The organism is Marinifilum fragile, from assembly GCF_963677365.1.
Classification (GTDB): Bacteria; Bacteroidota; Bacteroidia; order Bacteroidales; family Marinifilaceae; genus Marinifilum; species Marinifilum fragile.
Genome location: NZ_OY781962.1, coordinates 3,692,646 through 3,706,113, shown reverse-complemented (window position 1 = coordinate 3,706,113; position 13,468 = coordinate 3,692,646). Strand labels below are relative to the sequence as shown.

At 34.8% G+C, this 13,468-nt stretch carries 13 protein-coding genes; 2 read left to right on the top strand and 11 right to left on the bottom strand.

What is annotated here, in order from left to right; genetic code table 11:
• Nucleotides 1-25: 25 nt before the first annotated feature.
• A complete protein-coding gene (locus ACKPCA_RS14770; protein WP_321279807.1) occupies nucleotides 26-484 on the bottom strand; it encodes a hypothetical protein in 459 nt (152 codons plus the stop codon).
• A gap of 22 nt (nucleotides 485-506) precedes the next feature.
• On the bottom strand, nucleotides 507-1,403 hold the full coding sequence (locus tag ACKPCA_RS14765) for a hypothetical protein (RefSeq protein WP_321279806.1): 897 nt from the start codon (nucleotides 1,401-1,403) through the stop codon (nucleotides 507-509).
• 169 nt (nucleotides 1,404-1,572) lie between these two features.
• On the opposite strand from ACKPCA_RS14765, the gene ACKPCA_RS14760 reads away from it, so the two are divergent.
• Nucleotides 1,573-2,862, top strand: a complete 1,290-nt coding sequence (locus ACKPCA_RS14760) for a glycosyltransferase family 4 protein (protein ID WP_321279805.1) — start codon at nucleotides 1,573-1,575, stop codon at nucleotides 2,860-2,862.
• Here the strand turns inward: ACKPCA_RS14760 and ACKPCA_RS14755 are convergent.
• The 4 genes from ACKPCA_RS14755 to ACKPCA_RS14740 form a co-directional block, all read right to left on the bottom strand.
• Entirely contained in the window at nucleotides 2,859-3,653 is a 795-nt protein-coding gene (locus ACKPCA_RS14755; RefSeq protein WP_321279804.1) for an amidohydrolase family protein, read from the bottom strand. The two genes, ACKPCA_RS14760 and ACKPCA_RS14755, sit on opposite strands and share 4 nt — an antisense overlap.
• The gene (locus tag ACKPCA_RS14750; protein WP_321279803.1) at nucleotides 3,650-4,483 is read right to left on the bottom strand and encodes a DUF4296 domain-containing protein; all 834 of its coding nucleotides are present in this window, start codon (nucleotides 4,481-4,483) and stop codon (nucleotides 3,650-3,652) included. The genes ACKPCA_RS14755 and ACKPCA_RS14750 overlap by 4 nt, the downstream gene beginning before the upstream one ends.
• 67 nt (nucleotides 4,484-4,550) lie before the next feature.
• Nucleotides 4,551-5,303 (bottom strand): ABC transporter ATP-binding protein, encoded by a 753-nt coding sequence (locus tag ACKPCA_RS14745; protein WP_321279802.1) that lies wholly within the window; start codon nucleotides 5,301-5,303, stop codon nucleotides 4,551-4,553.
• Nucleotides 5,300-6,040 (bottom strand): MlaE family ABC transporter permease, encoded by a 741-nt coding sequence (locus tag ACKPCA_RS14740; protein ID WP_321279801.1) that lies wholly within the window; start codon nucleotides 6,038-6,040, stop codon nucleotides 5,300-5,302. Before ACKPCA_RS14740 ends, ACKPCA_RS14745 begins: the two co-directional genes overlap by 4 nt.
• Before the next feature lie 155 nt (nucleotides 6,041-6,195).
• Here ACKPCA_RS14740 and ACKPCA_RS14735 point away from each other — a divergent pair, with 155 nt between their 5' ends.
• The gene (locus ACKPCA_RS14735) at nucleotides 6,196-7,284 is read left to right on the top strand and encodes a mannose-1-phosphate guanylyltransferase (RefSeq protein ID WP_321279800.1); all 1,089 of its coding nucleotides are present in this window, start codon (nucleotides 6,196-6,198) and stop codon (nucleotides 7,282-7,284) included.
• 71 nt (nucleotides 7,285-7,355) lie between these two features.
• Here ACKPCA_RS14735 and porN read toward each other — a convergent pair whose 3' ends face one another.
• The 5 genes from porN to ACKPCA_RS14710 all read right to left on the bottom strand — a co-directional run bounded on the left by porN (nucleotide 7,356) and on the right by ACKPCA_RS14710 (nucleotide 13,105).
• Nucleotides 7,356-8,201: a type IX secretion system ring subunit PorN/GldN gene (gene porN / locus ACKPCA_RS14730; protein WP_054721481.1), complete on the bottom strand. Its 846-nt coding sequence runs from the start codon at nucleotides 8,199-8,201 to the stop codon at nucleotides 7,356-7,358.
• Between the two features lie 15 nt (nucleotides 8,202-8,216).
• Complete coding sequence (gene porM / locus ACKPCA_RS14725; protein WP_321279799.1) at nucleotides 8,217-9,695, bottom strand: type IX secretion system motor protein PorM/GldM; 1,479 nt, start codon at nucleotides 9,693-9,695, stop codon at nucleotides 8,217-8,219.
• A 96-nt stretch (nucleotides 9,696-9,791) separates the two neighbouring features.
• The gene (gene porL / locus ACKPCA_RS14720; RefSeq protein ID WP_321279798.1) at nucleotides 9,792-10,745 is read right to left on the bottom strand and encodes a type IX secretion system motor protein PorL/GldL; all 954 of its coding nucleotides are present in this window, start codon (nucleotides 10,743-10,745) and stop codon (nucleotides 9,792-9,794) included.
• Between the two features lie 47 nt (nucleotides 10,746-10,792).
• Nucleotides 10,793-12,127 (bottom strand): T9SS ring complex lipoprotein PorK/GldK, encoded by a 1,335-nt coding sequence (porK, locus tag ACKPCA_RS14715; RefSeq protein ID WP_306741979.1) that lies wholly within the window; start codon nucleotides 12,125-12,127, stop codon nucleotides 10,793-10,795.
• A 45-nt stretch (nucleotides 12,128-12,172) separates the two neighbouring features.
• Nucleotides 12,173-13,105 (bottom strand): PorP/SprF family type IX secretion system membrane protein, encoded by a 933-nt coding sequence (locus ACKPCA_RS14710; protein WP_321279797.1) that lies wholly within the window; start codon nucleotides 13,103-13,105, stop codon nucleotides 12,173-12,175.
• Nucleotides 13,106-13,468 lie beyond the last annotated feature (363 nt).

Here is a 13,468-nt window from a genome sequence, read left to right as displayed (position 1 = left end):
TGTGAACTTTTGTCAAGCAGCATTATTACTTAAATATTGTTCTCGAACCGAAAGCTCTAAAACCAATTAGAATCGAAACGCAGCCACTTTCAATCTCCCCTTTGGTCATATTTTCGGGAACCAATACACGGATGATAAAATCATCGGTACTTTCAACCATAAAATCCCAAATGTTGGTATGGTTTTCATCTGCATTATCATAGAGCAGGTTGTATTCCGTGTCGAATAACTGGAACTGTAACTTACCCAGTTGTGTTTCTCCTTTTACAAGAATTCTATATTCCTGATCTTTATAGAAAGTTAATTGTAGTTCAGCCGTTTCTCCTTGCGAAAGTACCGCATTATTTAATTGCCCATTAAAAGTGTATGGATTCAATAGAGGAATACATTCCTTTTTTGTGTATTCATTACACTGGGACAAAGTGAATTTTGGTAAGGCTAAAATACAAATTGTGAATATGGCGAATTTTAATAATATCTTCATAAGTAGTGAGTTTTAACAGAAATTATAATTCGGTAAGCTTGGCTCTTATTCGATTGTTAATTTCATGAATGTCTCTAATCGTTTCGTTCGAAGCGGTTAGAGTAACTTTATTTTGAATTATAGTTTTTCCGTTTTTCGATTTTAAGCTCGATGGTGTTTTTTTAACTTGCTCAATTTCTCTGAATTTGGCATCTAGTTCCTTTAAATCAGGTAATACCTCAATAATTTTTTCCTCATTTCGATATTGGCTTAACAAACCAATTAAATTTTTAACTGAATGTTTTTGCTGGGCAATTAAGCTTACCAACTCTTTTTGAGGTTTTTCTAAGTCGATAATGTTTGTGGCCAGGTATAGGGTTTCTATCCACCCACCAAAAACAATGAGTGCAGCAGTTCCTCCACGCTGATTCTCTTTTAAATAACTATCTGATTGGGTAAATGTTTCTGAGATGATATTTAATAAGGAATCCTGATTCTCAATATTTTCCTCCACACGTTTGGCTGTAAGCTTTTCCTGCTCTTCAGGTATGCCCAATTCACGAGTAAACTTCTTGATGACAGCAAGGTAATGGGCAGCATCCTGAAATTGATTGTAAATACGGATATAACTTAAATCAGCACCATAAATTCCAATATTTATGGCCATATCAGCTTGCGATAAATAGTTGTCGGCGTTGTTCACAGAGTTCATTAAATCTGGCTGATAAGGAAGGTCCATTTTCTTCATTAATTCTGTTACCTGTATAGGGCTTGGCACATTGTAGAAGAGTTTTTTTACAGAATCAAAATTCTGGGGTTGTGCGAGATTATTTTCCTGTGTATTTTCTTTTGATCTGGTATTGCTGTTGCACGAAAAGCACAGTAATGTATTTGTAAAAATCATTAAGAAACAGATTACTCTGATGGTGAATTTTAACATAGTTTATGCGTTTATTCTAAGTTTTGAAATGGTAATAAACTTAAAGTTATACTTTTACAGTCAATAAGCAAGCAAAAAAATAATATATCGCACCTTCCACAAAAAACACTTAAATTGTAGAAACAATTGAAAATGTTGTTGTAAATGAATAGTTAAAAAGTAATTAGGTATGAGAATCGGAATACTTATAGGAAGAATTGGAGGTGTAGATGGGGTTGCATTGGAAACAGAAAAATGGATTAAAGTATTCCGAAAAATGGGGCACGAAGTGTTCACATTATCAGGACAGTTCGAAGAAAGAAAATTAGATCCTCAGTTTGAAACATTGGTTCCTGAAATGTCTTTTTTTTCACCAGAAGGTTTTTGGGGACAAAAGAAAGCTTTTCATTTTCCTGATAATAACTTACCAGAACTTTTGGAGCATATACATTTCTATGCTGATTTGATTGGTAATAAGATTATTAATTGGGCAAGAGAAAAAAAAATTGATGTTTTTGTTTCTGAGAATGCTTCAGCTTTGCCAGCTCATTTGGAAATGGGCTTAGGAATTAAAAAAGCAATTGTTGAACTCGGATTACCTGCCATTACTCACGATCATGATTTTTATTGGGAAAGAGGAGATAGATATCTGTCTCCATATGCTGAAATTAACCAAATTGTTGCCGATAATTTTCCATTACGATTGCCAAATGTTTTTCATGCAGTAATTAATACCTATGGAAAAGATACATTGCAAACAAGATTCAAAAGAGAATCGGTTGTTGTGCCTAATGTGATGAATTTTGATTTGCCTTTTGGAGAGATCAATGATACTAATATCAATTTAAAACGAAATTTAGGTTTACATGAGAATGACTATATTCTTGCTCAGGTTACCCGTATTGTGCGTCGTAAAGGAATTGAAATAGCTATTAAGCTAATTCATATGCTTGATGATGCAAATGCAAAATTGGTAATTACTGGCAGTCATTCCGATGATGAGGGAAACGTATACTACAATGAACTGATTGAGCAGATTCATGAATTAAAACTGGAAGGACAGGTAATGTTTGCCTCGCATATTATCAAGAACAACAGAAGGCAAACACCAGGAAGCAAATCCTATGCTCTTTCGGATGCCTATGCTCATGCCAAGGCAAGTACTTATTTTAGTACTTATGAAGGTTTTGGGAATGCGTTTATCGAATCGGTATTGGCAAAATGTCCAATTTTTGTGAACAATTACAAACCAGTTTATTGGCCTGATATTGGGAGTAGAGGATTTAAAACGGTTATGCTAGAGGATAATATAATAACCGATAAAGCATTAGCCGATATGAAAGAAGTAATTCATAATGAAAAGCTGAATCGGGAAATAGGGGAGTACAATTACCACTTGGGTAAGAAATATTTTTCTTTTGATACTTTAGAAGAAAAATTGGTTGAGCTTTTGGATAAAGCCGCCAAATTCTCTTCTTAAATTAAAATTTTAAGCTCAGCTTGATTGGTTAGCTGATTGCTGGTAAAATCAATTCCTGAAATAAGGTTTAATCCTGGTTTTTTACCGATTTCTAAAGATCCAAAGTCATTATCAATTTGTAAAATTTGTGCAGGGTTAAAACTTGCCCATTTTAGCATTTCCCAAACAGGTAGCTTAGGGAATTTTTGCTGAATCAGTTTCATCTCTTCAAAAACTGAAAGCTTTTGGTGCGTACCAAGTGATCCTGTTCCAATACAAAATTGATTGTAGTTACCAGATTCTATTTTGCACTTTTCCATCATCAAATGATTTATTAATGTAATGGAATTGGTGTGCGATTTTTCATTTCCCGCAAGTTGATAGATCACATTTTCATCTGGTGTAATAAAATGAACTTTCGACTTTTCCTTTTTCGATTGTGAATCTTGATGAGGAAATAGATCAGCAGCTGCTTTTGTTCCAAAAGCCTCTAAATGATTAATGCCTCTTTGCACAGATGGTAAATCAGCTTCTAATGAATTTAGTTTAGATTTAAGGTTTGCATGAAAATTCCCGGTTGCACATTCATTAAAATCTTGAGCTGTAAAGTTGCTGTAGGAAAGTAATGTAAATGCATCAACAAATCCTGGGACTATTGTTCCACCGTAAAACTCAAGATTTTCAATTTCCTTAAAATTGTTCTTTGTGTCAATAATATCCACAATTCTGTTGGTATCATCAAGAACAATTATGCCATTTTTTAATGGAGCCGAGCTGACTGGAAAAATATAATTTGCAGTTATTTTTCTCATCTTAAGTCAGGAATAAATTCTTCTCGATCCAGGTGTCTTTTTATTTCGTTTTCAATCTCAATTGAGTCAGGCTTCATTTCGGGATTGAAAATTTTAATATTCTTAATCTCATATTCCTGAGTAAATGTTTTAAGATCGTTATCCCAGTTAAACAGATTACCTACCAGATGAGTGTAAGTTGTATCAGGATATTCTAACTGTATGGTGTAGGTTTTAAAAATGGAATCTTTTTCAATCATAACAGGATCAAAATGTACTTTTTGAGGACCATTAGTGGTATCTTTTTTCCAGAAATAAGCTTCCATTCTAGGATTTTCCGTTTGATCTTTTTCAAATATTCTGATCTCAGCAGATACAGTGTAAACTCCAGTTTCTTTGATTGGAATTCTAAAATCAAAAGTTGGTTTACCATTTTTTGGTACAATCCAGTGATTTTTCCTTTTCCACAGGTTAATGGTATCCTGTTCAAGCTTGGCATTTTTTATATCAATACGATATTTGGTCTCTAATCGGTTTAGAGAGTCAATTACCTTATCGTAAATTTTCGTAAAATTGGCAGTGTTTTCAGCATAATAAGCTACACATGAATCGAACTCAGCCGGTTGTACGTTGTACTTTTCGTAAATGGAGTTGTAGTAATAACTTGGTCGATAATTTTTACCAGCTCGGTAAATATTCTGTGCAGACATAGCACCATCAGCAATGTGAATATCAATTAGCATTTTGGTAAATTCTTCCTGATTTAATTTAGGAGCATTCTTTTTTTCCTTAGAGCAAGAAAATAGAAAAACCGAAATGGTGGCTATTGTAATTATCAATACTTTATTCATCGAATAACTTAACTTGTTTGTGGGCAAAGATAATAATTGCTTGCGTAATCTATGGATTTAGAAGCAATCAGGTTGATTTTTTAATATTTTTAAACAAATCGGAAGCAAACACAAAATCATTTAATGCCTGATTTTCGGTATTGAATATTTGATCTTTATTTCCTTCCCATGCCTTAAATCCCTTACTAATAAAAAGTATATTCTCACCAATTTCCATAACGGAATTCATGTCGTGAGTATTAATAATGGTTGTCATATTAAACTCTTTGGTGATTTCCTGAATCAAATTATCAATAACAATTGCAGTTACCGGATCCAAACCAGAATTTGGTTCGTCACAAAACAAATACTTGGGGTTTAAAGCGATTGCCCTGGCAATTGCAACACGTTTTTGCATTCCACCACTAATTTCAGCAGGATAAAGATGATTGGCATTATGAATGTTTACTCTATCCAAACAAAATGCTACTCTTTTGTTCTTCTCTTTTTCCGACATGCTTGAGAACATATCCAAAGGAAATTTCACATTCTCTTCCACATTTAAAGAATCAAACAATGCTCCACCCTGAAAAACCATTCCCATTTCCTTTCGGATTTCTTTCTTGCCATTGCGATTTAACTCAGTAAAATTTCTGTCGTTGTAATATATTGCACCATCATCAATGTCATGCAAACCAATTATCGATTTAAGCAACACAGTTTTACCTGATCCACTTTGTCCGATGATTAAATTGGTTTTGCCTGATTCGAAGATAATAGAGATATCGTTTAAGACTTTTAAATCGCCAAATGATTTATTTACGTTTTCCAGTCTGATCATTTTAAGAGTATTTGTGTAAGGATCACGTTAGACAAAAGTATTAAAATACTGCTGTTTACAACCGCTTTTGTGCTGGCTTTACCAACTTCTAGTGCTCCGCCTTTTACGTAATAACCATAGTAGGATGGAACGGCTGTAATAATAAAGGCAAACACAGCGGTTTTTATTAATGAATAAGTGATATAATAGGGGATAAAACCATACTGAATTCCATAAATAAACTCTGATATAGGAACTGTACTTGTTAAGTATCCTGCTGATAATCCACCCAATATTCCTACGAAAACACTTAAAACATATAAGAATGGATTAATAAAAAGAGCAGCTACTATCTTTGGAAGAATTAAATGATTGGCTGAATTAATGCCCATTATTTCCAAGGCATCAATCTGCTCTGTAACTCTCATCGACCCAATTTCGGAAGCGATATTTGAACCAACTTTACCGGCAAGAATCAAACCAACAATAGTTGATGAAAATTCAAGAAGCATGGATTCCCTGGTTGTATAACCTACCAAATAGTCAGGCAATAGCGGGTTAAGCATATTGTATGCCGTTTGCAATGCAATAACGGCTCCCATGAACAGAGAAATAATTACTACAATTCCAATTGAATTGATTCCAAGTTTATGAATTTCCTTCACAATTTGCGAGAAAAACAATTTTCCTTTTTCTGGTTTGGAAAGGACCAAAAGAAGAAATCTAGAGAATTTACCAACGTGTTCGAACAGATTCATAACTTAACTTGTTTACGATAAAAGTACAAATAATTTGCTTATTGAATCAGTAGTGTAGTTAGTGTTCAGTAATACCCAAACTATTTTTGATATGAATTGAGTTTTCTGTATTTTAGGATATCTAATATTTATATGCATATTATTAATAATCAAATATGAATCCAAATAACTACTGCGTAATAATGGCAGGAGGAGTCGGTTCTAGATTCTGGCCATTGAGTAAAAATTTGCGACCTAAACAATTTCTTGATATTCTTGGAACTGGGAAAACTTTAATTCGTCACACTTTTGAAAGATTTGCTTCGGTTTGTCCGATTGAAAACTTTTTTGTGGTTACCAATGCCATTTATAAGGATTTGGTGTTGGAACAAATTCCTGAAATAAAGGAAGGTCAGGTGTTATTGGAACCATTAAGAAGAAATACTGCACCCTGTATTGCTTACGCAAATTATAAGATTCTAAAGAGAAACCCTAATGCTTCAGTGGTAGTTACTCCGGCTGATCATCTGATCTTAGATGAAGTAAAGTTTTTAGAGGTTTTAAAAGAAGGAATCGATTTTGTTAGTAATGCGGATAAACTTCTGACATTGGGGATGAAGCCTAGCAGACCTGAAACTGGATATGGATACATACAAGTTGGAAGAAAATCAGTGGAGAAATTGTCAGATATTTACCCCGTAAAGACATTTACCGAGAAGCCTCATTTAGATTTGGCTAAGATATTTTATGAGTCAGGGGAGTTTTTCTGGAATTCAGGAATTTTCTTGTGGTCTCTACAAGCCATTCAGAATTCTTTTAATAAGTTCTTGCCTGAAGTAGTTGCCTTATTCGATTCAATTTTTGAGGATGTAGATACAGAAAATGAACAAACGGCAATTGATAGGATTTATCCTGAATGTCAGAATATTTCTATCGATTATGGGATTCTTGAAAAATCAGATAATGTATATGTATACTGTACCGAATTTGGTTGGTCTGATCTAGGAACTTGGGGATCTATGTATGAAAACTCGATAAAGGATGATAATCAAAATGCCATCCAGGGAGATAATGTAATGTTGTATGAATCGAAAGATTGTTTGGTAAATGCTCCAAATGAAAAGTTGGTTGTTGTACAGGGTTTAAAGGATTACATTGTTATAGATACCGATAAAACGCTTTTAATTTGCCGCAAGAGGGATGAGCAGGAAATTCGGAAGTTCGTAAACGATGTAAAAATTACAAAAGGAGAAGAATATATTTAGATATTAATATTTTAGCAAAAGAAAAGGACCTCTAATCGAGGTCCTTTTTTATTTTGAATGCATATAAAATTCTACCATTCCCAAAGATCGTGCTCATATTCGAAAATATTGTTCTTAATTCTTTCAGCTTCTAGCATCGAATTAATTCCAACTGTATATTCGCTAATTCCTCGGTTGTTGTGTACGTTAGAAATTTGAGTGATGTAGCTTGAAAATCTTCTCTTCATGAATAAATCATCAAAGGAGTAGCGAGCTGCATCGTTGAAAGGATTAAATACCTCATGTGTAGCTAGCAATGGTCTTGCTTCAGGAAAATAAACCCAAAATAGCTGTTTCTTTTGTACACCATCCATTGCTGTATCACCATCTTTTACATACTCGCGAATTGGGCAAATACCAATAATTCGAACTTGCATGGTTGAAGTTTGCTTATCGAAGAACCATTGCTCTTTTACCATATAACGCTTCACGTCGTCGGTGTGCATTTCTCCAGGAAGGATTACTGGTTCCAACTCACCGGTTAGTCTGTTGCGCTGCATAATGGTGTCGGCTTGTGCATCGAACTTTGCTCTAATTTCATCCAATGTCATTGGCTCTTTAAATTCGTCATCATTAGTCGAATAGGCAGTTAAACCTTCATTTTCGATGCCGTACATCAATAAATCAATTAAGCTGTAACGATCGTCCTGTGGAGTAGTTGGATAATACATTGGAAGGTTCATTTTCTCCCTTAAATCAACAATTCTCCAAACCAATTTTGACCACATTACATCCGATTCGCGAATGTTTGAGAAAGGAATTGGTTTACGATTCTTAATGTGATTTTTACTGTACACACTGGTTGCTTTTGTTTGCGACATTACATTTGCAGAACAAAATAGCGCCAGACCAATTAATAGTAATAAGCTTTTTTTCATCGTATGTAAATTTTATTACTCTATTCTAAATACAATAGCTGGTAGATTTCTGGTAACACCATCGGGACCTACCGCCCTAATATCTTCGATATAAACTTTGTTATTTCTTTTCAAATTTCTGAACATTTTTATCTGCTCAGGGGTAAATGTATCTGTTCTTGAGGCTTCATCAATAGTAAATCCTTTTTGGATGGTTGATACAGTAAATCCAGTGATATTAAATTTAAGATCAAAATCAAAATTGTCCATTGCAGCATCAACGCCCTGTTGAGCCAATAATAGGTTCTTCTTAATTTTACCACCATTCTTGCCTGCAATCTTGGCCACAGGATCTGGAATAGGTTTCACTCTGAAATCAACTGTTCTTAGTGGTCTCCATTCACCATCGAAATTGGCCTCAACAAGAACTTTTGCATCTCTTCCCACAACTTGAGGTTTTGCAATGTAATCATTACCTCGTTGAATTAACTTACCATTAGTCATTGTTGCTCGAATCCTATCCGAAGAAAAACCTGGAGCAGATATACTAACAGGGTTGTCAACACCAACATAGAAAACATTCATTTTGGTAGGAGAAACTACTACGTTAGGTTCTGCTACAATGTACTCAGATGAAAACTCAAGTTCTTTTTCAATTCCAGAAGGAGTTCTGTAAGTAAGGATACCTCCCCATTTTACAGGTCCAACTTTATCCGCTTTAGCACTATACAAAGCTCTTCCATCTCTATCAAATTCATTTAATTGACCTCTTCTATCAACAATTACTTTTGGATATTGAGTTGTATCAACAGCTGCTAAAAATACTTGCGCCTTGTAAGTATCTCCTTTTAAAATATAACTTGAAGGAGCAAAAACCTCAGCTTTTAATTTGTTAAAACTAAAAGACTCAGCTTCAATTTGGTTGAACAGATAGTTAACAATATCAGATTCTGTATTTCTGACATCCGATTGCATTTTTGATAAAAGCGTAACTGCTCCTACCAAAGGAGTATGAGAAAATTGTTTGGATTCCCATGAATAATTAGGATCTCCTTTTGTATTTTTCTTTGGTTTAGATGTATCTAATGTTTCACTTATGGCACGGCGAAGCGTTTCATCTTTTACATCAACAAAACTCAAAACCAATTCACGATATTCTGTGATAGCTTTTTTCAAATCCTTACCATGTCTACCAACTAACATTACTTCACCAGGAATATCAATATTATCTCTATTTTTGATATTCTTCATATCATACTCTGGTCCATCAGCTTTTTCAACTATTTTTTCTTTTAACATTTGAATATAGTTGAAAAGACTATCCGATTGTGTTCTGATGTTTTGGGCGTATTCCCAAGATTCTCTTACTTTATTTTCATTTGCTTCGTAAGCAGTTTTAAATTCTCCGTAAGTAACGGCAGTTTTATCCTCAAAAGTCGATATGGTTTTCGATAAACCATTATCAATTGTTGTAAAAGCGTCCAGTACTTCGTTTGATACATTTATTGCTAACATTGCTGTCAGAAATAAATACATCATCCCAATCATCCGTTGCCGTGGCGTTTCTTTACAATTACTTGCTCCCATTTCAGCTTAGCTTGATTGTTAATACTAGTTCTTTTTTGAATGATCCATTGCACTTAACATGTTACCATAAATGGTATTTAATGCAGATAGATTTTGATTCAATTGTTCAGTTTCTTTGCGATAAGTTTGTGCATTTTCTAATGTTGCAGTAAGAGTTTGAAGCACCTTATCTAAATCTTGATGTACATTTTTGGCATTTTCCATCTGCTGATTACCTTGCTTCAATTGCAATTCGTAAATCGCATTCAATGATGAAAGATTTTTGTTCATAGCCTCCATAGAGGTATTGAAATTACCACTGTTTTCAGCAATTTTACCAAAATCACTCTGTAACGATTGATCTATTTTCTGATATGAATTCAATAGGTTATTGCCCGACTCGTTAACTTTGTTGGCAAACTCTTTTCCTGAATTTTCAACAGAAGAAGCTGCATTTTGGTATGAAGCACTTAGTTGATTTGCAGAATCAGAAAGTTGCTGTGTAGTATCAGCATATTTACCCGAAAATTCGCCAACAGATTCTGAAGCTTTTTGCATGGTTTGAATGTATCCATCTGTAGCCTTAGCAGCATCTGAAAGATTTGCCAAATTATCAGCTGCATTGGTAAGCTTAGCTAAGCCTTGGCTTAGGTGGGACAATTTATCAGGTTCAACACTAATTTTTTCAAGTAATTGTTGCAACTGTTCTAAGCCTTCAACTTGAACGCCGCCACCTTTTACCATTTGTTCGCGTGGTTCTAAACCAATTAGTTCAGGATATACCAAACTCCAATCTGGTTGTTCGTGTGGTGGTTCAAATGCTGAAAAGAAGAAGATGATTGCTTCAACAGACATACCTACTGATAAAAGTAGGCCCGCATAAGGATAATGCATAATTTTAAACAAGGCACCAATTAGTACGACGGAAGCCCCCCAACCATACACATAGCCCATAAATTTTTTCCATCTCGGAGATTGTACCAGTTCTGTAATATTCATGTCGGATTTTATTGAATAGATCTAAAAATAAATAGTTATTGAGTAGTTTATCTACCTAAATGAGTTCTCACACAGCGGAAACCGATATACGATTTTGCAGTATCCTGATATTCGTATGTTCTGGTTGCGCATTGCATAAAGTATCCAATGTCTTTCCAGGATCCACCTCTAATCACTTTTCGCTTCAAAGCTGGAGGATCATCAGGAAGTGCATTGTATTCGTAATTCGGATTCATATCGTGTGTAAAAGAATAGGCTGATTCATCATAAGCTCCGGAAGTCCATTCTGCAACATTACCTGCCATATCATAAAGACCATACTCATTCGGCTCGTAGCTTCCAACAGGAAGAGTAACCAAACCTCCATCGTCTACATAATTGCCACGTAAAGGCTTAAAGTTAGCCAAGAAACAACCTTGATCGTTTCTGGTGTAATTACCTCCCCAAGGGTACATGTTTTGTGCAATTCCACCACGTGCTGCATACTCCCATTCCGATTCGGTAGGTAAGCGGTAATCCTGAACTGGATAATCTCCTTCGGCTTTTAGAGCTGAGTTGTGGAAACGAGTTCTCCAAATCGAGAAAGCCGTTGCTTGTTTCCACGATACACCAACTACTGGATAATCATCATATCCTGGGTGCCAAAAATATTGTTTTGTCCAAGGATCATTATACGAGTAAGTAAAATCTTGTATCCAACATAGAGTATCTGGGTAAATATTTAATGCTTCTTTCATGATAAAAGAAGATCTGTCTTCAATTTGCTTTCTACCACCTTTGTAGTCGTCTACCATACCTTCATACTCGCCCGTTTCGTAATTGTAACGGTTCGATTTTTTAGCCGCTTGTTGAAGGTCAACCCATTCGTACTGATATTTCAGTTTTCGGGTATCTATCTCTTTGTTGCGGAAGAATCTTTCATGCTCAGGAAGATACATTTCTTCAAGAATTTCAACATACTCTTCATCATTCCAATCCAATCTTTCTTCCCAGTTAATGAAAGGAGGATCGATAGGGTTACCATTGTTGTCTTCTGCAATCAGGAATTCCTCAAACTGCTGTCCTAATAACTGACGTGCGATAGAGTCGCGCACCCAGTATACGAACTGACGGTATTCATTATTGGTAATTTCTGTTTCGTCCATCCAAAATGATTCAACAGAAACTGTTTTTGTTGTGGCGTTCAGTGCCCAAGCTACGTCCTGGTCGTTTGGCCCCATAGTAAAACTTCCTCTCGGAATTTGTACCATACCGTAAGGTTTCGGCTCAAACCATTTTCCTCTCTGACCGACACCAACAAGTTCTCCATTACCAGTGCGGCTTCCACACGATGACAGGAACAATAAAACAATTACACCTAGTGTTGTAAGTAGTTTATTCATAGTGGTTTTGTAAATTGTGCAAAAAGCACAGATTTTTAATATTTTTTATAAAAATCGAATACTCTTATATTTTTGATTTCGGCTTTCCAATTTAGTGTTGAATCTGTACGTTAACAGAAATTCGTGAGATGCTTTTGCAATTTTTGATGTTGAAATGTCATATGCATATCCAATTTGAATTCCATTATTGAATAACACACCCATCATTCCTACTATTGCATCATCAACTCTATATGAAACGCCTCCCCAAATCTTTTTATTGTATCGTAACAAACTGTTTATATCAATTTGAGAAACAACAGCATCTGTTTTATAAAATGCTGATGGTAATATTTCCCAGCTTTCATCAAGCTTCAAGGTATATCCGGCAGTTGCATAATAATGTCTTGCCAAATAGGTTTCTACCGATTCACTATATGCAACAGATGGCTCCGTGACATGCAATACGGAAACACCGGCATAAAAGTTATCTGTTTGGTAAAAAATTCCCAATCCAGGGTCGAAAACCATTTTACCTTCATCAATTGTTCCGTCTCCTAAATCATTCTGAGCTGAAACATATTCGTCTCCTTCTGGTACAAACCATTCTCCTTTTAAGGCATTGTTTTGCAAACCAAGACATGCACCAAAGTAAAGAGAACCAGTACTAAGTTTTTTCTCATAGGAGTAACTTAGTCTAAAGCCAGTATTTTTTTCAAAACCCAATTCATCTCTAATGATGCTTAATCCTAAGCCATGAGATTTGCCACCAAATCGAACTGGAGCACTTAGGTTTACAACGGTTGTAACCGGTGCATTTTCGAACCCAACCCATTGTTGTCGATTAATTGCTGAGACCACAATATCCTTTTCGGCGCCAGCATATGCAGGGTTTACTGAAAGGATATTAAACATATTTTGACTGAACTGTGGGTCTTGTTGTGCTCTTAAAATCAGAGCGCAACAAATAAATATTATGAAGAAAAATATCTTTTTCATGAAACACTATATAGTTCAGTAATTCTCAAAAACTGTGAGGAGTAAAGTAAATAAAAATAAATCGTCCTTACAAGTTTTATCAGAGGTTCAAGTGCTTTTATCAACAATTTTTAGATGTCTATTTTTGAAAAATATTTAGCTATCAAAATATTAAATTAAACTAATAAAATATATAACTCTTTATAAATCTGATTGACGTATGTGAATTACGTAATCTGTATTTACGGTGATTTTATTATTTTGTTAATATATTTTTAAGCTTTTAATTTTAAATGAACAATATAATGAGTGTGAGGTAAGGGGAAAAATCCCGAAATGGCAATAAAAAAAGGCTGTTCGTTGATTGGAACAGCCCTGAAAAAA